Origin of the sequence: Kitasatospora purpeofusca (assembly GCF_042691725.1) — a bacterium.
In the GTDB taxonomy this organism is placed as follows: domain Bacteria; phylum Actinomycetota; class Actinomycetes; order Streptomycetales; family Streptomycetaceae; genus Kitasatospora; species Kitasatospora purpeofusca_B.
This window is the reverse complement of record NZ_CP170484.1, coordinates 80,494-99,048: the sequence shown is the minus strand read 5'-3', so window position 1 is coordinate 99,048 and position 18,555 is coordinate 80,494. Positions and strand designations below refer to the sequence as shown.

The window sequence follows — 18,555 nt, the reverse complement described above, 5'->3', positions numbered from 1 at the left end:
AAAACTGCCATTGACAGGAAAAACTACCTAGCGTTATCGAATGCATGCGCACTGTTATGTAATTGTCACCTGAATGCTCCCCGGGATGTCGCTGTGAGTGAGAGGTTGTGTACCGGCTTCAAGCAGGCCATCGAATCTCTTTGACGACATTTCGGAAGGGCCGATGTCACTACACTCCAGGGCCTCGTCCGCGTTCGCGGGCGGGGCTTTTTCATCGCGCTGGATGCGCCGGATATCGGGCGTCCTGACACTCGGTCTGCTGGTGCAGACGGGTGTCGCGTTGGACACGCTGGCGGCGGCTCCGGCCGAGGCCGCGCCGAATACTCCTCCCGCCACTCCGTCCCCCTCGGCCGAGGCGGCCGACGAGGCGTCCGCCCTGCTCGCGGCCCGCCTCCAGGGCCGCCGGATCGAGGTCACCAACGCCCGGACCGAGTTCACCACCCTGTGGGCGAACCCTGACGGGACGCTGACCTCGGAGCGGGCCACCGGTCCGCTCCGCATGAAGGTCGGCGACGCCTGGGTGCCGGTCGACACCACACTGGTACAGACGTCGGACGGCAAGGTCTCGCCGAAGGCGCACCCGGAGGGCCTGGTCTTCGAGGGTGGCGACGCCGGAGTGACGGTCGGCGACAGCCTGCCGACACCCCCCGGGACCGCCGCTGCCAAGACGGCCCCCGCCACCCCGGAGGCCGGCCAGCCCCCGGCCCCGGCGAGCCCTTTGGCCAACCCGGTCGGACCGACGCCCGTCGAGCGCCCACTCGCCACGATCGGTACGGGGGACCAGCAGGTCTCCTTCGGTTGGCTGGGCAAGCTGCCCGCGCCGAAGCTGGAGGGCAACAAGGCGACGTACGTCGATGCCCGCCCGGGTGTGGACCTGTTGCTCAAGGCGACCCGGACCGGTTTCGAGCAGTTCCTGATCGTGAAGGACCGCTCCGCCGTGCCGCAGGCCGGCGTGGTCACGATCCCGATCGACACCACCGGCCTCGACCTCGCCGTGCAGCAGGACGGTTCGATCCAGCTGCTGGACAAGGCCACCGGCAAGCCGGCCGTCAAGATCCCGAAGCCGGTCATGTGGGACGCCGCGGTCGACCAGGCCTCGCAGGAGCACCTGAACCGGGCGCCCGTGACCATGGAGGTGCGCGGCCAGGGCGCGGACACCGAACTGGTGTTCACCCCGGACGCCGGGTTCCTGGCCGACGAGAAGACCCAGTTCCCGGTCACCATCGACCCGGTGGTCGACGTCGGCACGGTCTACGACACCTACGTCCAGACCAACGAGGACAGCGACAACTCGTCCGCCGACCTCCTCAAGCTCGGCAGCTACGACGGCACGGTCAAGGCCCGTTCGTTCCTGACGATCCCGGGCGCCGACCTCAACGGCAGGCAGATCCTCGGCGCCACGCTCAACCTCTACAATTTCCACTCCTCCTCCTGCATCGCGAAGCAGTGGGAGGTCTGGAACTCGCGGGGCGCCGAGTCGTGGACGCGCTGGAACAACCAGCCCGCGCTGGAGACCAAGTGGGCGACGTCCGACGACACCTACGACGTCGACGACAGTGACACCCACCACTGCACCGCCGACGACGGCTCGGCATGGGCGAAGGCCGACGTCACCGAGATGGTGCGCTTCTACGCCGCGCACAACAACGGCACCTACGGCTTCGCCCTGAAGGCGGCGGACGAGAACAGTCCGCTGTCCTGGAAGAAGTTCGACTCCGCGGAGGGCCAGTTCCCGCCCTACATCTCGATCACCTACAACACCGTGCCGACCACCCCGGCCACGGTCGAGGTGCAGCCGTCGCAGCCGGGAACGCCGAGGTACACCCCGGACGCCAACCCGCGCTTCCAGGTGCAGGCGGCCGACGCCGACGGGGACCAGGTCAAGGTCTACTTCGACCTGTGGCGCGGCGGAAGCTTCCTCGGCAGCATCGCCAGGGACACCCCCAACGGCGCGATCGCGACCGTCCGCGCGTCCGACTACGGCATCGCCAGGCTCGACGAAGGCGTGCAGTACACGATCGCGGCGGTGCTCGACGACGGCAAGTCCCGCTCGAACTGGGTGACCACACCGCTCATCGCCGACACCGTCAAGCCCGGTGCGCCCACCGTCACCTCCGCCGACTACCCGCCCGGAGACGTGTGGCACGGCGCCGCCAACCAGCCGGGTTCCTTCACCTTCACCCCGGCCGCCGGCACCAACGACCTGACCGCCTACGTCTACACACTCAACGGCGCCTCACCAGTCACCCTGCCCGCCACCGCGGCGATCACCACGAGCATCACCCCGACCACCGAAGGCCGGCACGTGCTCAGCGTGCAGGCCAAGGACCGCGCGGGGAACCTCTCCCCGCCCGCGGCGCCGTACGTCTTCCTGGTCGGCAAGGCCGGCCTCGGCTCGCCGGTCGACGGCACCCAGGCGGCCAAGCGCGTCAAGCTGGCCGTGGACGCGCAGTCCCAGTTCAAGCGCGTGGTCTACGAGTACCGCCGCGGCCCCGGCGCCACCGAGTACGCCGTCCCGCGGGTGAACCTGACCAAGGCCGACAACACGGCGGTCACCGAGGACAAGCCGCGCCTCGCGGACCTCGGCCCGCACGCCAACTGGAACGTCCTGGACACCCTCGGCAACATCGGCGGCGTCGTCCAGATCCGCGCCAAGCTCTTCCCCGAGGACGGCTCCGGCACCGGCTACGCCACCGTCTGGAACACCATCACCGTCGACCGCAACGCCGACGGCGCCGCCGGAGCCGGCATCGGCCCCGGCTCGGTGAACCTGCTCACCGGCGACTACTCCACCGACGTCACCGACGCCAACGAGTTCGGCATGTCAGTGGCCCGCACCTCCTCCTCCCGGGGTACGGACCGCGGCTGGCAGCCCCAGGGCGAGCGTCTGACGGCCAACCAGCGCCAGGTCGCCACCGACACCAACGGCTTCACCCCCGGACTGGCGGCACTGTCGCGCTCCACTGCACGCGGCCACGACAGCTCGACCGACTCGATCCTCGTCACGGCGAACGGCGGCCAGGAGTCCTTCGCCGCCATCGGCCCTGAGTACGGCTTCGGCCAGGGCATGACACCGGGGCGGACCTACCGCCTGACCGGCTGGATCTACGTACCGGGCTCCACCGGCCTGAACCCGGACCTCGGCGACCGCGGGCTGCGGCTCGTCGGCCTCGTCAGGACCCCGGCCGCCTACACCTACGCCACCTCCGACAAGGCCGGCTTCACCGACGGCTGGCAGCAGCTGAGCGTCGACCTGACCATCCCCACCGGCGCCACCGGAGCCTGGTTCCGCCTGTACAACGGCTTCTCCGCAGCGGGCAAGCAGGTCTACTTCGACGACCTGTCCCTCAAGGAGATCGTCGCACCGTTCGGCCCGCAATGGGCCGGCGGCCCCGACGCCGGCACCGGATCCGACTACCGCTCGCTGTCCTTCCCGCAGTCCGACCTGGTCGAGATCAAGGGCAACGACGACACCGCCCTCACCTTCGCCAAGGGCACCGACGGCACCCTCTTCCCCGAACCCGGCGCCGAATCCCTCACCCTCAAGGCCGTACCCGCCACCAGCGGCGCGATCGTCCTCACCACCACCGGCCGATGCCTGGAGGTAGCCGGCGGCGCCGCCGCCAACGGCGCCAACCTCCAAACCGCACCCTGCACCGGCGCCGCCAACCAGCAATGGACCCGCGGCGAAGACCTGACGCTGCGCCTGCTCGGCTACTGCCTGGACAACCCGTGGGGCCAGCTGGGCGACGGCACCCGGCTGATGCTGTGGAGCTGCAGCGGCAACGACAACCAGCAGTGGGAGGTGCACTCCAACGGCATCCTGGTCAACCGCTACTCCGGCAAGTGCCTGGACGACAACGGCGGCGCCACCGTCTGGGTCTGCTGGGCCGGGCCCAACCAGGTGTGGGACGTCCAGAGCAACGCCACCACCTACGAGCTGAGCGAGCTGGACGGGTCGAAGACCGTCTTCGCCCGCCAGGCCGGGTCGAACATCTACCAGGTCGTCAGCGACAGCGGTCCCGAGGCGGCCTCGGCCACCCGGTACCAGTACGACACCTCGGAGGGCCGCTCGCTCGTCAAGCGCGTCATCCCGCCGGTCGAGCCGGGCGTCGACGACGTCAACCACTGCTCCGTCAACCCGCTGCCGCGCGGCTGCGAGGTCATGGAGTACGACTACGCCAAGGCCACCACCGCGACCGCGGCGACGCCCGGAGACTTCCTGGACCGTGTCCGCGGGGTCAAGGTGTGGTCATGGAACCCGGCGACCTCCAAGCAGGAGGCCGTCGAGGTCACGCACTATGCCTACGACGACAAGGGCCGCCTGGTCCAGGTCTGGGACCCGCGCCTGGCCCAGCCGCTGAAGACCACGTACGGCTACGACGACGCGGGACGGGTCACCAAGATCGGTTCCGCGGGCGAGCTGCCGTGGAACTTCGACTACGGCAAGGCCGCGACCGACCAGGACCCGGGACGCCTGCTGAAGGTGCGCCGCGCCGCTCTCACCCAGGGCAGCAAGGACCAGGTCAACGGCGAGACCGCGACCAACGTGGTCTACGACGTGCCGCTGGTCGGCGGTTCGGCCGGCGGGCCGTACGACCTGGGCGGCGTCGACGTCGCCAAGTGGGCGCAGACGGACGCCCCCACCGACGCCACCGCCGTCTTCGGTCCCGAGGACGACCCGGGCACCAACACCGCCACCGCCGTCAAGCCGGGCAAGGACGGCTACAAGCCGGCCGCCGTCCACTACCTCAACGCCTCCGGCAACGAGGTCAACACCGCCAGCCCGTCCATCACCCCCGGTGGTGACATCGACACCACCGAGTACGACCGCTACGGCCACGCCGTCCGCACCCTGCAGGCCACCAACCGCGCGATCGCGCTCGGCACCCACCCCGACGCGGACCGGTTCGCCGCCGAACTGAACCTGCCCGCGGACTCCGCGTCCAGGGCGCGCCTGCTCGACTCCCGCACGGTCTACACGCCGGACGGCCTCGACGTCGTCGAAACCCTCGGCCCCGTCTACCGCGCCTCGCTCGCCGAGCAGGTCAACGGCCAGACCAGCCCCGTCACCGTCACCTCGGAAGCCGAGAAGCTCCCGCAGCTCGGCGCCAACGCACCGGTGCGAGTGGTCAACAACAACGGCGCCCTGATCTGGTCCGGCGGAGCACAGCTCAGCCTCGCCGGCACCCAGCCCGGCGCGTCCGACACCATGCGGGTCAGCGTGCCCGAGGAGGGCGACTACCTGCTCTCCGGCCAGCTGACCAAGGCCAACGACAACGGCATCGTCCAGTTCGCGATCAACGGCCAGAACCTCGGCCAGCCGATCGACACCTACAACGCCAACCCCGCAGGCTCCATCGCCCCCTACACCGTCGGCCAGTCGATCCACCTCGCCCGCGGCGACCACCAGCTGACGGTCACCGTCACCGGCACCAACACCGCCAGCACAGGCGAGCGCTACCACGCCGGCCTGGACACCGTCACCCTGACCAAGACCACCGTCAACCCGACCCTCCCGGCCGGCACCCCGGTGGTGGCACGCGACCACAACACCAACACCTACGACGAAGGCAAGCCCGACGGCCAGGCCTACCACCTCGTCACCACCCAGACCGACGGCGCCCGCATCGACGGCTACGCCGACGACGCCGAACTGCGCGTCACCAAGAACGGCTACGGCACCCCGATCGGCGGCACATCTGGCTGGACGCTGAAGGTGGCGACCTCGGTCACCACGGACGCGCTGGGCGCCAATCTGACATCCATGGTCAAGTACGACGCCTCCGGACACGCGTTGGAGTCGCGTAAGCCGGGCTCCACCGGTTCGGACGCCGGGACGGTGAAGTCGGTGTTCTACACCGCCGGCGCCAACCCGGACGACACCGCGTGCGCCAACCGTCCGGAGTGGGCGGGCCTGCCCTGCGTGACCGGGCCGGGCGGTGCGATCACCGGTGCGGACGCGACGCGGATGCCGACCACGCTGCCGGTCAAGCGGGTCACCCGCTACTCGCCGTTCGGCGAGCCGGAGGAGACCACCGAGACCAACGCCGGCAAGTCCCGCAAGACCGTCACCACCTACGACGGCTCGGACCGGATCACCTCCACCGAGATCACCTCGGACGCGGGCAAGGCGCTGCCGAAGGTCACCACCGAGTACGACCCGGCCACCGGCGACAGCGTCAGGACGACCGCCGGCGGCAAGGCGCTGACCCGGGTGATCGACCAGCTCGGCCGGCTGATCTCCTACACGGATGCCGACGGCGGTACCACCACCTCGGAGTTCGACAAGTTCGGCAAGCCCGTGAAGGTCACGGACCCGACCGGGTTCACCACCTACACCTACGACCGTGCGAAGGAGCCGCGCGGGCTGGTCACCTCCGTCAACGACAGCGTCGCCGGTGAGTTCACGGCGAAGTACGGTCCGGACGGCCAGCTGGTCGAGCAGACCTACCCGGGCGGGATCGTCCGCAAGGACACCACCAATGCCGTCGGTGAGGCCACCAGCCGCACCTACACCCGCACCTCCGACAACAAGGTGATCTGGGCGCAGACCGCTGACATCTCCACTCAGGGCCAGGTGGCGAAGGACACCAGTTCCACCGCCACCCGCTCCTACCAGTACGACCGGCTCGGCCGGCTGGTGAAGGCCGAGCAGTCCACGGTCACCACTGGCTGCGTCACCCGCCAGTACGCCTTCGACAACCACTCCAACCGCCTGTCCAAGCAGACCTCCCCCAAGGGCGCGTCGGGCGAGTGCAGCACGGCCGGAGCCACGGCGGAGAACCACACTTACGACAGCGCCGACCGGCTCACCGACGCGGGCTTCTCCTACGACGCCTTCGGGCGCACGGTGACCACCGCGACCGGCACGACCAACACCTACTGGGCGAACGACCGCGTCGCCGCCCAGGAGAAGGGAGACACCAAGCAGGAGTGGGCCCTCGACGCCGCCCACCGCCTGACCGCGTTCACCACCAGCAAGAAGCAGGCCGACGGCTCCTGGGCCAACGCCACCTCCAAGCTGAACCACTACGGCGACGACGGTGACAAGGTCCGCTGGACCGTCGAGGACACCACCCAGGGCACCCTGACCCGAAACGTCTCGGGCCCGGACGCCGACCTGGTGGCCACTACCAGCAGGACCGGTGACGTCCAGCTCCAGCTCACCAACCTGTTCGGCTCGGTGGTCATCACGACCGACACCGCGCTGACCAAGCCGGTCGTGCTGGACTTCGACGAGTTCGGCATCCCCCAGGACGGCCAGGCGAATGTTCGCTACGGCTGGCTCGGTGGCAAGCAGCGCTCCGCCGAAGCCCAGGACGGCGACATCATCATGGGCGCCCGCCTCTACAGCCCCGCCCTGGGCCGCTTCCTGCAGATCGACCCGATCCCCGGCGGCAACGCCGGCCCGTACGACTACTGCACCGGCGACCCCGTCAACTGCACCGACCTCGACGGCAACTGGGGAATGCCCAAGTGGCTCAAGAAGACCGTCGAAGTCGTCGCCAAGGTCGCCGAAGTGGCGTCGTACATCCCCGGCCCCATCGGCGCCGTCGCGGCCGCCGTCTCCTCGGTGTCCTACGCCGCCGTCGGCAACTGGGAGAAGGCCGCCGAGATGGCAGTGACGGCTGTTGCACAGACCGTCGGCGCGGGGCCCGTCGTCAAGGCGGCAGCGGTTGCAGTCAAGTCGACCCGCGCCGCCGCCCGGGTCGGCAAGGTGGCGGCGGTCGCGCGCACGGCCGTTCGGCGCACCCCCAGCGCCTGCCCTAACTCCTTCGCGCCGGACACTCTGGTCCTGATGGCTGACGGCCAGTACCGGGCGATCAGCGAGATCCGGCCAGGTGATCTGGTGGCCGCGACTGACCCGGAGACGGGGGAGACCCTGGCCGAGCCCGTTCTCGACGCCATCGTCGGTTACGGGTCAAAGCACCTGGTCGACATCTTCACTGGCTCCGGTTCCGACGAAGCCCCGCTCCGGGCTACTGCCGGACACCCCATGTGGGTGACCGACCGAGGTTGGGTCGACGCGGTCGATGTACGCCCCGGCGATCGCCTGTGGTCTCCGGACGGCAGTACCCCGGTCGTGACCGAGGTCGACGACCTCGGCGAGGTATCGGACCAACTCGTCTTCAACCTGAACGTCGGCAACCGGCACACCTACACGGTGCTCGCGGCCGACGACGACGTGGTCGTTCACAACTGCTCGACTGCGGCCATCACCAAGCATGTGTACGACATGCACATCTACCCGCGGCACGTCTCCAGGACCACCTTCAGGGGCAAGTCCAAGTTCGAATCGCAGAACCCGCGCAAGGTGAAGCGGCTGATTCGGCAGACGATCAAGAAGTCGAAGGCCCAGCCGAACACGGGGGGAAGGCCCGGCCATATTCATATTCACCCCTTCAACCGTACGGTGGGCACCCGTGGTGAAACCCGTGTCAAGGTGGTCGTCGGCGAGGACGGCCGGGTAGTCACCGCCTACCCCATGCGCTGATCATGGACCGAAGGAGGAATTCCATGGGTGTGGACGTCGAGTGGCACTCGCGTGTCCCTGACCTGCCCGACTGGCACGCGTCCCGGCGGACGCTGCTGGGAGCGGTGACCGATGAGGACGACCTCCTCGCGGACCTGCTCCCCACACTCGACGCCGAGAGCTACCCGGTTCTGTCCGCGGTGGACCCTTACGGGGACACCATCCTGGACAGCGGGCAGGCGACCATCGCCCTGTCAGAAGTGACCCGACTCGGGGCGGAAGCCTGGAGCGAGCGCATGTTCTGCGAGGAACTGGCGCGTCTCCTTGAGCGGTGCACAGAACGACCGGGATCGGTCGTGGCCTTCATCGGAGACTAACCCGACGAAGGCCCTGAGTGGCAACCGGCTCCTGCTTCCCCGACCTCGCGCGGGGAAGCAGGAGCCAACAGGGACGACTCCGACGAGGTCGTCCTCCCCGCGAGCGCGGGGGTCAGCCGACCAGCGCGGACATCTACAAGGGCTGTTCACGAGTGGGGATGACCTGGACCGACTACACCCTGGTGAAGGTCGCTTCCCAGACTGGTGGAGATCGTTTCCGTGTGTGACAGCGTGCCGAAGTCCGCCTGGTCCCGGCCCCTGGGTCACTCGGCCGGTGCGCGGGCCGAAGGGCCCGGTCGCTCAGGTTCCGCCGGGTTTGCCCGTCGAGACCAGCAGGAGGACGGACGAGCCCGGTGCCACCGGTTCTGCGCCGCCCCGGGGCTGACTGCTGATCACCTGCCCGGCGGGAACGTTCCAGTCCGTGTGACGCATGATCGTGCAGCTCAGTCCGAGTCCGCGCAGCAGGCTTCCGGCCTGTTCGACCGGCATGCCGGCCAGGTCCGGCAGCGCGATGCCCGCTCCCGCGGTCTGCTCCTGCTCCTGTGTCGGAGTCGCATCGGCGCTTCCGCTCTTGGGGGTGCCGGTGGCGAGCGGGGTGCACACCCCGTTCGCCGGTGGGGACAGGGACGGGGAGGCGCCGGGCGCGGGCGACACGGGCTTCAGCACAAAGAACCCCACCGTGGCGCACGCCAGCACGCAGCACGCCGCAGCGGTGCCGAGGAGCGCCCGGCGGGTGCGGCTGCGGCTGACGGCTCGCTCGATCGCGGCCGCGTCGACGACCGGCGCCGTCGGCCCGTCGGCGAAGGAGGCCACCGCGGCACGCAGCTCGGCTTCGAGGCCCGGCTCGAACGGGGCCGGTCCGGACGACGTGTTCCTCACTTCGTACCTCCGAAAGCGGCCGACGGCGTGTGCGGCGCCTGGGCGCCCGATACGGAATCGCGCAGCTTGGCCAGGCCACGGGCGAGCTGGGACCTCACCGCACTCGAAGAGATGTCCAGGACGTCGGCGACCTGCCGGGCGTCCAGATCGTGCAGGTAGTACAGGACCACCACGCTGCGCATGCCCATCGGCAGCCCGAGCAGTGCCTCGATCAGTTCCGCGCGCAGATCCACCTGCCCGAACCGGTCCCGGGGGTCGGCCGTCTCGGGCACCCCCGACAGCCCGGGGCGCTCGCCCCGGCGCGACAGCCGCCGCCAGCGGTCGTTGGCCAGGTTGACCAGCACTTTGCGCACGTACGCCTCCGGCGAGTCCGCCACCGCGACCTTCCGCCACTGTCGGCACGCCCGCTCCAGCGTCTCCTGCACCAGATCCTCGGCCACGTGCACGTCACCGGTCAGCGCATACGCGGTGCGGAACAACGCTCCCGACCGCTGTGCGACGAACTCCGTGAATCCGTTGCCCGGACCGCTCCTGCGAAACCTCACCCGCCGACCTCCTCTCCTCGTCCCGTCCCGATCACTGCCCCCATGACGGCGGAACGGGGCCGGGTGCTGCACCGAGCCGCCGGCAGTGACGTGAATCACAGCCGGGACGGAAGGGTGTCCCAGGACCTCGCGCCGCTGCCGCCCGGTCTTCCCTGCGAGCGCGGGGGTAGCCGGGGTCCACCAGGCGTAGGCTGCGTCGACCATGAATGCACACGTCGACCCCGAGCGGCCCCGGCATGACGTGACTGCTTCCGGGCCTCCCGTTCGGCGACTGTTCCGGGATGTCATCGCCGATCGCCTGCCGCCGGGCCGCAGGCCGCCCCAGGCGGTGATGCTGTTCGATGCCGAGGCCGATCCCTGTTGGGACGACCGGAGGTTCCTCGGTGACTTCTACAACGAGATCCTCCACCAGGACACCTGCCGGCCCGACACCGCGGACGGCCTCGCCCTGCTCGCGGTCCTCGCCGTCGACGACCGGATCCCCGCCCGGCACCGGTTCGAAGCCGTCAGCCTGCTGTTGAAGACCGCGACCGTCGCCGAACGCCACCTCGCCGAGACCTGGCCGGCCGTCCCTCAACACGCCGACCCCGACAGCGAAACCCGGGCCCGCAACGCGGTCCAGGGACACACCCCGGATCTGCTGACCCGTTGGTCGGCCGAATGCCCCGCGGTCCGCCTGGCCCTCGCCAGCCTCGCCGTCGTCTTCCCCACCGACCGCACCCTGCCCGCCCTCACCCCGCGCCTGCAGCCCCTCACCCGCGAACACCCCCCAGGCACCGATATCGGCGACTACGCGCGCTTCGTCCTCGTGCTCGCCACCCAGGACGACAACCGCATCCTGACCGCGACCGAGGACCTCACCGACTCCTACTGGACAGGCACAGCACGCACCGCACCGACACGAGCACGGGCCCTCCACCTCCTCGGCCAGATGCAGACCAAGATCGCATCCGAGCTCACCCGGCCACACACCAAACAGTGACGCCCCGCAAACCCGACAGACCAACCCCGTCCGCCACAATGAACACCGCTCCTTGACGACCACCCCCTCCACATCGCCGACCACGAAACCGCAGCACGGCCCCACCAACGTCTGCCACGATGAGCGCTGCTCCTTGACACCTCAACAGGCCAGCCCGGATGCCCCTCCCTGGCAGGCCGGTCAAGAAATGGCAAAGCCGGCGAAACGGGGCAGGTTGCAAAGTCCTCCCCGCAGGCGTGGGGGTCAGCCGTCCCGTTGCGCAGGCGCGGGTTCGCGCAGAGGTCCTCCCCGCAGGCGCGGGGGTCAGCCGGTCGAGCAGCACGAGACCCGGCTCGATCAGTTGTCCTCCCCACAGGCGTGGGGGTCAGCCGGTCTGGTCGAGAAGCAGCACGGCCGGGGGACGGTCCTCCCCGCAAGCGCGGGGGTCAGCCGTACTCCGTCGCCAGGTCCTCCAGTTCCTCCTCGTCCTCCCCGCAGGCGCGGGGGTCAGCCGCGGGCCCTTGCTGCCAGCCGCGAGCCCTTCGAGTCCTCCCCGTAGGCGCGGGGGTCAGCCGCTGACCCGCTCGATGATCCCCGCTCACCGCTCGTCCTCCCCGCAGGCGCGGGGGTCAGCCGCTGGACGGCACCAACGCCGGCATCCACGTCTCGTCCTCCCCGCAGGCGCGGGGGTAAGTCGGTGGCCAGCGAATCCGGAACCTGGTTCGACGTGGAGCCGCGGTGCTGCGTGTCCGTCTACGCTGGGCGGCCATGGGCTACGACCTGCACATCACGCGGCGTGAGTATTGGTGGGACGAAGCGGGTGAGGAAATCAGTGCGGCGGAGTGGGGAGCGGCGGTAGCCGCAGAGCCAGGCCTCGTGGTGGTCCCGCTTCCTGTAGGCAGCTCGGAGGGGGTCGCCGAGTTCGTCCTGCGGGAGAGCGGGGAGTCGTCTGGCCACCCGTTGTGGTGGCTGGCTGGGCGGATCAAGGCCAAGAACCCGACGGATGAGATGGTCACGGTCATGTGCCGGCTGGCGAAGACGCTGAATGCCCGGGTCCAGGGTGAGGAAGGTGAGCTTTACGACATGTGATGTGTGGCCACTACACGAGGTCCTGGCTCATGAGGGCCGCAACGTCGGCATCTGCGACGATGAGCGGAGTTCCTTGACACCACACCAGGCCAGGCCCGCCGGAAGGTCTTGACGGGTCAGTCAAGGAACAGCAAAGCCGCCGGAAGGATGCAGGTCGAGAAGGTCCTCCCCGCACCCGCGGGGGTCAGCCGTAGAGGTAGGCCTGCTTCTGCGCGCGGTCCATGTCCTCCCCGCAGGCGCGGGGGTCAGCCGGCGGCGGCCGCGTCGGTGGCGACCGAGGTGAGGTCTTCCCCGCGCAGGCGGTCTCGTGGGGTGGTTGTGTTGGGACTCTCCCGGGGTAGTGTGCGGCCGTGAGTCTTGAGCACTTGCGCGGCCACTGGTTGACGGCGATTGTCCTGCGCACCGATCTGCAGCCCAACGAGGCTGTTGTCGTGCTGAGTTCGGAGGACGCCAGCGTGACCCTCCGCCTTGCTCGAATCGTGCATGCCAGGACCGACTTCGGAAGCCCGGATAGCGATTTCGTGGACCAGGTCGCCGTGCGGGAACTGCCTCAGGACGGCCCATGGCCGGTCGAGGCCCACCACCTTCTGCGCCATCACAACAACCGCTCCGTGCTGAAGTGGCTGACCATCACCGGTCCGAGCGAGGTGGAGATCGTCGCCGAGGATTTCAGCATCGACTAGCGTCAGTCCCGTCCAGCCCGGTCCTTCGCCAGGAGCTCGCGCCGCTGGCGGGTGCGGTAGGAACCACCGGTCAGAGTGAGGACCTCGGCGTGGTGGACAGGCGGTCGATCATCGCGGCCGCGACCACGTCGCCAGAGGAGATGCCCTCCCCGCGCAGGCGGGAGTCAGCCGGACGGCGAGCGCGGCGCCCGCGGCTACAGCCCATCTTCCCCGCGCAGGCGGGGGTCAGCCGACGGAGCTCGACGAGATCGGCATGATCTGGTCGTTCTCCCCGCGCAGGCGGGGGTCAGCCAGCCGGCAAGAGCTTGTTCCTGCAGGAGTGGGTGTCCTCCCCGCGCAGGCGGGGGTCAGCCGGGTCATCCATTCCAGCCGACTCGCACAGCCACGTTCTCCCCGCGCAGGCGGGGGTCGGCACGGGAAGGCAACCGATTGCACCGGTTCCCTGTCGTACGTCATCTCACCACTTCTTCCCGTTCTTCTTCGCGGGCTTCCAGGGGCGGCGCTGTGAGATGCCGCCATCGCCACGACGGTGGTAGTGGATGCTGGCCATGTGCTGCAGCGGCGAGGACGGCTGCGAGGGGCCCGCCACGCAGGTGATGGCCCCTCTGGCGTGCATGATGAGGGGCGTCGGATGTGGTTCGGGATGGTGTGCTGCGGATTCATGCGGTGTTGACAGGGTCGACCGTGGTGATACAGAACATCGTTCCATCGGGGTCAGCAAGGATGGAGTTGCGTAGGTAGACCAGCTGGTGGCCACGGTCCCGGAGAGCGAGCCGCAATTGTACGGAGCCGCCCTCGGTGTTGGCACGTTCCAGCAACGCCTGGTCGTCGGGGTGGACGAGGTCGGCGAAGCTCTGCTGGCGCAGCACCGCCCGGGGGCGGCCGAGCAGGCGACAGAGCGCGTCGTTGACCCGGGTCAGCTGGCCGCGATCGGCGCCGTGCAGTTCGGTGACGGCTATCCCGCTGGGGGCGTGCTCGAAGGTCTGGCGGAAGCTCTCCTCGCTGGCGCGCAGCGCCTGCTGCTCCTTCTCCAGGCGGGCGAGCGCGCGTTGCATCTCGGCGAGCAACCGGGAGTTGCCGATCGCGACGGCGGCTTGGAGGGAGAACATCTCCAGGGCCTCGCGGGTCCAGGCGCCGGGCCGTTTGCCGCTGCGCGGGCGATACGGCGAGAGCACGCCGAGCAGGTCGCCGCCGGCGCTGTACAGCGGGGCACAGAGGAAGTCTTGTGGGTGCCAGTCGTTGGTGTGGAGGGGCAGCGGGCCGAAGGCCCTGTGGATCGGGAGTTCAGCGGTGATCGCCGGTTCCCGGTCGTGAGGGAGGAAGCGCAGGGTGCCCCAGTGGTCGCTCACGCCGAGCAGCCGGTCCCAGGACTCGCGGGAGCCGACCTGGCCGAGCAGGACGGAGGGGCCGAACATGGTGCTCTCCTCCAGCTCCCAGACGGCCGCCACCACGAGGTCGCCGTCCGGCCGCACCAGGCTGACCGTGGCGGTGTCAAAACCGAGTCCGTGCACCGCGCCCTCGACCACGGCCTGCAGCGTGCCCGCCAGGCTGCGGGCAGCGTTGAGGTCCGCCACGATCCGGTGGAAGGTGCGGAGGGTCGCGAGACGGATGTACGGCTCCGACTCGGCGTCCATGCGGGGGCTCCCCGGCTGCGCTGGCTCTTCCGGGGCGCCCGTGTTCTGCTCGTGGGTGCGGGCACGCTCGGTCTGCAAGGTGGCCTCGGCTGCAAGCAGGCGGCCCTCCAACTGGACGCACTGTTCTTCTGCCTCGTGCTTCATGGCCTGAGCGCGCGACAGCTCGATTCGTAGTGCTTCGAGCTCGGCCTTGAGGCTGCGGATCTCGCCCTGAAGCTCTTCGGCCCCTTCAGGCTGGGTATAGACGTCGAGTTCCGTCGAGCCCGACGAATAGCGGATGGTGGCCCAGTCGCTTTCCAGCTGGCGGTACCGTTGCTCGGCCTGGTTGGCTCGTCCCTCAGCCGCCACGACGGCCTTGAGCAAGGCCCGTTCGCGGACACTGGCGAGATGGAGTTCGCGTTCGGCTGCACCAAGGCTCTCACGAAGATGTTCGAGCTCGTGTTGAGAGGGGTTGCGGACGCGCAACGCCTCCAGCCGGAGTTGGTGCGCCCGGAGGCGGACCTCGTCGGTGACCGGGTTGCCGGTGAGCTCAGCCACCTGACTCAGAAGTTCGTCGACGAAGTCTTCGGGTGCGATGCGCCGGCCGTTGAGGTACCGGGAGACCGAGCCCTTGTCCCGCTTGACACGGGCGGCGTATCGGGTGAGGGACGTGGCCAGGGTGGCGAAGACCTGGTTAAGGAAGTCCGTGAACTCTTCGACTGCTGGCTCGTCGAGTTCAGGTAGCTGCTCGGCTCGTTTCTCCAGCACTCTACTTCCCCATCAGGTGTCTTTGCTGTTGCTGTCGATTGGCAACTGTTGCGGCTGGCGCAACATCAGTGTCTGACGGAAGCGTAGGCGACGGGGCCAAGCCGTCGCGGGGAGTGCTTCCGACAGGGAATGCAAAACGGCGGGAACAGCGGGTACCCGGTTCAGGGACTTGACCGGTGTGCCTGACCGTCTACCGTGCGGCTCGCGGAACGGCCGAAGGTGGATCCGTGACACCTGTGTGGCAGCCGTCGTCGGCTCCCGCCTTGGTGTCGGTCGGTGATGTTGATGGAGAGCGAACGGAGTAGAGCGTGAACGAGTTGGAGCCGCGCGGTCAGGCGAACGGCGCGGTCGGGTGGGATGGCACGGAGCGCCGTACACGGCCGATTCGGGAAGAGGCGGCCGGGCGGTCCGGGTCATGGGGGTGCTTGCGCGGCCGGGTGGGCGAGCAGGTGCTGATCGGGGTGAGCTCCACCGTCGGTGCGAGCGCGGTGATCTGGGGACTGCAGTTTTTGGCTGCCCATGTTGAGGTGACCTGGCGCTGAGCTGGTAGTTCTGCCCGGGCCGCTAGCCCTCCTCGGGCTCGGGCGCGGGCATCGTGACGACCCGCACGTTGCTCTTCACATGATGTTTGGCGAGCAGGTACTACCAGTAGCCGACAGTCGCCGGATCCGGCGTGTCGACCTCCAGGTACTGGGCGTGGTTCTCGGGGTTGTCGATGGCGCCCTTGTAGCGGTCGAGTTCGTCCTCGTCCTTGGCGACCCAGTCCCTTCCCGTACCCGCCGGGGTCAGCCGGCGGCGGACGCGCAGGTGCAGGCCGCACGGTCCTCCCCGCAGACACGGGGGTCAGCCGATGCTCCTGCTCCACTGGGCATCGGACGTGGGTGGGCATGCTGACTGGCATCGTGTTAGCACGCTGCGGCACGCGGGGTAGGGCTGTAGGCGGCGAGGAATGCGGCAGTCACCGGGTCGCCACAGTCGGCCAGGCGACGACGGAGAGCTTCGGCCCGCCGGAGGTCTCCGTCGTGTTCGAGGTCGACCATCACCAGGAGCATGGCGTCAGGGTCTCCGCTGTCGGCCGCCTGGTGGAGCAGTGCGCGGCGCTCGTCCGCGTCGGTTTCGTCGGCGGTCGCGGCGAAGGCGACAGCGGCGAGTGGCAGGCCGGCGCGCGCGGCGGCGCTAAACACGGTCTTGGCCTCTTGGATGTTGCCCAGTTCCTTGAGTGCGAGGCCGAGGTAGAGGCCCGCGTCAGTCGTACCCATGTCTGTGGCGTGACGCAGATGTGGTGCGGCGTCGTGCCAGCGCTGCTCGGCCGCCAGGTGGCGTCCCAGGTAGTAGTGCGCGCTGGGATGACCTGCTTCAAGGGCTTGCCGGTAGGCATGCTCGGCCTGGACTGGCCGGTCGTTGTCAGCGTAGAGGTTGCCAAGGTTGATCCAGGCTCGGGCGTCGCCGTGCTCGATAAGCTGCTGGTAGAGCTGCGTGGCTTCATTTGTGCGGCGCTCGCGTTTAAGGAGGTTGGCGAGGTCCAGTAGCGCCTCGTGGTCGCCGAGGTCGCTAGCCTTGCGGAACGCCCGTTCTGCGGCGCGGGTCTTCCCGATGTCGGCGAGGAGCCGGCCACGGTTTGCAAGGGCGTCCCGGTCACCGGCGGAGGCGGCCTGTTGGTAGGCGTGGATGGCCTGCCGGGTCTCGCCACGGTCGGCGAGCAGGACACCCAGGTTGAACCAGGCGTTGCGGGCTCCGGCTCGGGCTGCGCGCCGGTAGGCGCGTTCGGCGTCGTCAAGGTGTCCGCGCCGGGCCAGAATTTCTGCCAGGTGGGCGAGGCTGTCTACGTCGCCGCGCGCGTGAGCTTCATGACATGCCCTTTCCGCCTCGTCGAGGCGATCAAGTTCGCTAAGTGCCACGGCGGCGATTCGTCGCGCGAAGGCGTCCGTGGGGTCCGTGTGTTCGCTTAGGAACTGCAGTGCCTCCTCACTGCGGCTGTCCTGGATCAGGGCCGCGGCCTGGTGCCACAGCGCGGAGGCGAGACCGGCCTCGCGCAGGATTCGCCACAGCCAGGTGGCGATCAACGGCTGTTCACGTTGCGCGTTGGATGCCACGGTCCAGGCTGTTCTCGCGGTCCCAGCACAGCCGATTGCTTCAAACCACACCAGCGGGTGGACGGGTTGCGATAGGTGGTCCGGGACATCGTCGAGAAGGCCGGCGAAGGGAAGCCGCGCCCCGCCCGTGACGGGCTGAAGCAGGCTCGTCATCCCGACCCGGTTGCCGTCGGCCCAGGCGAAGGCCTCCTCCAGCGGTTCGGGGCGCAGCTGGTCGCCACTGGCGCCGGCGAGGTAGTAGTGGTGTGTCCGGGTGAGGAGGTCCTGAGGCAGCGGGCCTCGTAGTCCGGTGCGGAACAGATCAACGGCGCTGCGGACGATGGCGGCTCCTCTGGGGTTGCCGCCGATCCGCCGGGCCACCTGCAACATCGTCCATAGTTCGGGGCCTGCCGCAAGGAATTCGCTGACCCCCCAGTGGGTGCACTGGTCGGCCGCGGACCGGACGCGCGGATCGGGGGAGGTCCGGGCGTGCCGCATTTCGGCTGGGCTCCAGGCCCGGTCGAGGAAGACGACCGAGGCCTGCTTCATGACCGCAGTGGAGAGCACCGTGTCGGTGTTCTCACCGCTTGTGCTGTGGGAAGCGGTCAGCGGTGCCAGGTGCTGGACGTGGACGGTGGCGAGGACCGGGATGCGGTGGCTCCGCAGTTCAGCGAGGTCGAGACCCTGCAGGCGGTCGTGGTCTTCGAGGCCGTCCAGCCACAGAAGGGGCTTAGGGCAGTGCATCACGGCGATGATCGCCCTTCGCAGACCGCCCCGGGGAACCTGGCACACGCGGTGCTCGGGCAATACGCGACGGGCGGTCTCCAGAGCGAGGCGGGACTTTCCGCACGCGGTGTCACCAGCGACCAGCACCATGCCGCCCCGGGCGCCGGCTTGCACCAGCCGATCGGTGAGCTGCTGCTCGCGGTCGCGCCTCACGTAGGCGGGAAGGGCGTCGGAGCCGTCCTCCCAGCTGGGGCGCACGCCTGCGGCCAGCGCGTCGAACTCCGCCACGGTGGGCCACCACCGCCAGGCCCCCGGTGTAAGGCGGTCCCCGTCGGCCGTGCCGGACGGAACCGGATGTCCGTTGAT

11 protein-coding genes, 1 pseudogene and 1 CRISPR repeat array are annotated in these 18,555 nt (G+C 69.2%); of the genes and pseudogenes, 6 read left to right on the top strand and 6 right to left on the bottom strand.

Annotation, left to right across the window (positions count from 1 at the left end; translation table 11 throughout):
- Nucleotides 1-223: 223 nt before the first annotated feature.
- Together ACFCLZ_RS38470 and ACFCLZ_RS38465 are read left to right on the top strand one after the other, a co-directional pair.
- Nucleotides 224-8,497, top strand: coding sequence for a DNRLRE domain-containing protein (locus tag ACFCLZ_RS38470; RefSeq protein ID WP_380286460.1), 8,274 nt, complete (start codon nucleotides 224-226; stop codon nucleotides 8,495-8,497).
- A 23-nt stretch (nucleotides 8,498-8,520) separates the two neighbouring features.
- A complete protein-coding gene (locus tag ACFCLZ_RS38465) occupies nucleotides 8,521-8,853 on the top strand; it encodes a hypothetical protein (RefSeq protein WP_380286459.1) in 333 nt (110 codons plus the stop codon).
- Nucleotides 8,854-9,153: 300 nt separating this feature from the next.
- Here the strand turns inward: ACFCLZ_RS38465 and ACFCLZ_RS38460 are convergent, their stop codons facing one another.
- The gene (locus ACFCLZ_RS38460) at nucleotides 9,154-9,732 is read right to left on the bottom strand and encodes a PASTA domain-containing protein (RefSeq protein ID WP_380286458.1); all 579 of its coding nucleotides are present in this window, start codon (nucleotides 9,730-9,732) and stop codon (nucleotides 9,154-9,156) included.
- Nucleotides 9,729-10,277: a SigE family RNA polymerase sigma factor gene (locus ACFCLZ_RS38455; RefSeq protein ID WP_073810252.1), complete on the bottom strand. Its 549-nt coding sequence runs from the start codon at nucleotides 10,275-10,277 to the stop codon at nucleotides 9,729-9,731. Before ACFCLZ_RS38455 ends, ACFCLZ_RS38460 begins: the two co-directional genes overlap by 4 nt.
- Nucleotides 10,278-10,608: 331 nt before the next feature.
- Here ACFCLZ_RS38455 and ACFCLZ_RS38450 point away from each other — a divergent pair, with 331 nt between their 5' ends.
- From ACFCLZ_RS38450 to ACFCLZ_RS38440, 3 genes are all read left to right on the top strand, one after another.
- Nucleotides 10,609-11,259 (top strand): hypothetical protein, encoded by a 651-nt coding sequence (locus ACFCLZ_RS38450; RefSeq protein ID WP_380286457.1) that lies wholly within the window; start codon nucleotides 10,609-10,611, stop codon nucleotides 11,257-11,259.
- 747 nt (nucleotides 11,260-12,006) lie between these two features.
- Complete coding sequence (locus tag ACFCLZ_RS38445) at nucleotides 12,007-12,327, top strand: hypothetical protein (protein WP_380286456.1); 321 nt, start codon at nucleotides 12,007-12,009, stop codon at nucleotides 12,325-12,327.
- Nucleotides 12,328-12,677: 350 nt separating this feature from the next.
- Nucleotides 12,678-13,010, top strand: a complete 333-nt coding sequence (locus tag ACFCLZ_RS38440) for a hypothetical protein (protein WP_380286455.1) — start codon at nucleotides 12,678-12,680, stop codon at nucleotides 13,008-13,010.
- 2 nt (nucleotides 13,011-13,012) lie between these two features.
- On the opposite strand, the pseudogene ACFCLZ_RS38435 reads toward ACFCLZ_RS38440, so the two are convergent.
- From ACFCLZ_RS38435 to ACFCLZ_RS38425, 3 genes and pseudogenes are all read right to left on the bottom strand, one after another.
- Nucleotides 13,013-13,140, bottom strand: a pseudogene (locus ACFCLZ_RS38435) (ATP-binding protein); the annotation flags it as partial.
- A gap of 15 nt (nucleotides 13,141-13,155) precedes the next feature.
- Nucleotides 13,156-13,424: direct repeats of the CRISPR family, unit length 25 nt; unit sequence CTCCCCGCGCAGGCGGGGGTCAGCC.
- A gap of 43 nt (nucleotides 13,425-13,467) precedes the next feature.
- Complete coding sequence (locus ACFCLZ_RS38430) at nucleotides 13,468-13,626, bottom strand: hypothetical protein (RefSeq protein WP_380286454.1); 159 nt, start codon at nucleotides 13,624-13,626, stop codon at nucleotides 13,468-13,470.
- Nucleotides 13,627-13,669: 43 nt separating this feature from the next.
- Nucleotides 13,670-15,391, bottom strand: coding sequence for a GAF domain-containing protein (locus tag ACFCLZ_RS38425; RefSeq protein ID WP_380286453.1), 1,722 nt, complete (start codon nucleotides 15,389-15,391; stop codon nucleotides 13,670-13,672).
- Between the two features lie 308 nt (nucleotides 15,392-15,699).
- On the opposite strand from ACFCLZ_RS38425, the gene ACFCLZ_RS38420 reads away from it, so the two are divergent.
- On the top strand, nucleotides 15,700-15,933 hold the full coding sequence (locus tag ACFCLZ_RS38420) for a hypothetical protein (RefSeq protein ID WP_380286452.1): 234 nt from the start codon (nucleotides 15,700-15,702) through the stop codon (nucleotides 15,931-15,933).
- Nucleotides 15,934-16,296: 363 nt separating this feature from the next.
- Here the strand turns inward: ACFCLZ_RS38420 and ACFCLZ_RS38415 are convergent, their stop codons facing one another.
- Complete coding sequence (locus tag ACFCLZ_RS38415) at nucleotides 16,297-18,477, bottom strand: tetratricopeptide repeat protein (protein WP_380286451.1); 2,181 nt, start codon at nucleotides 18,475-18,477, stop codon at nucleotides 16,297-16,299.
- Nucleotides 18,478-18,555: the final 78 nt, after the last annotated feature.

Bases quoted from the DNA above. Each gene is read 5' to 3' on its own strand.
- ACFCLZ_RS38470 (WP_380286460.1), top strand. From the start codon at position 224: ATGCGCCGGATATCGGGCGTCCTGACACTCGGTCTGCTGGTGCAGACG.
- ACFCLZ_RS38450 (WP_380286457.1), top strand. From the start codon at position 10,609: ATGCTGTTCGATGCCGAGGCCGATCCCTGTTGGGACGACCGGAGGTTC.
- ACFCLZ_RS38430 (WP_380286454.1), bottom strand. From the start codon at position 13,626: ATGCACGCCAGAGGGGCCATCACCTGCGTGGCGGGCCCCTCGCAGCCG.
- ACFCLZ_RS38465 (WP_380286459.1), top strand. From the start codon at position 8,521: ATGGGTGTGGACGTCGAGTGGCACTCGCGTGTCCCTGACCTGCCCGAC.
- ACFCLZ_RS38445 (WP_380286456.1), top strand. From the start codon at position 12,007: ATGGGCTACGACCTGCACATCACGCGGCGTGAGTATTGGTGGGACGAA.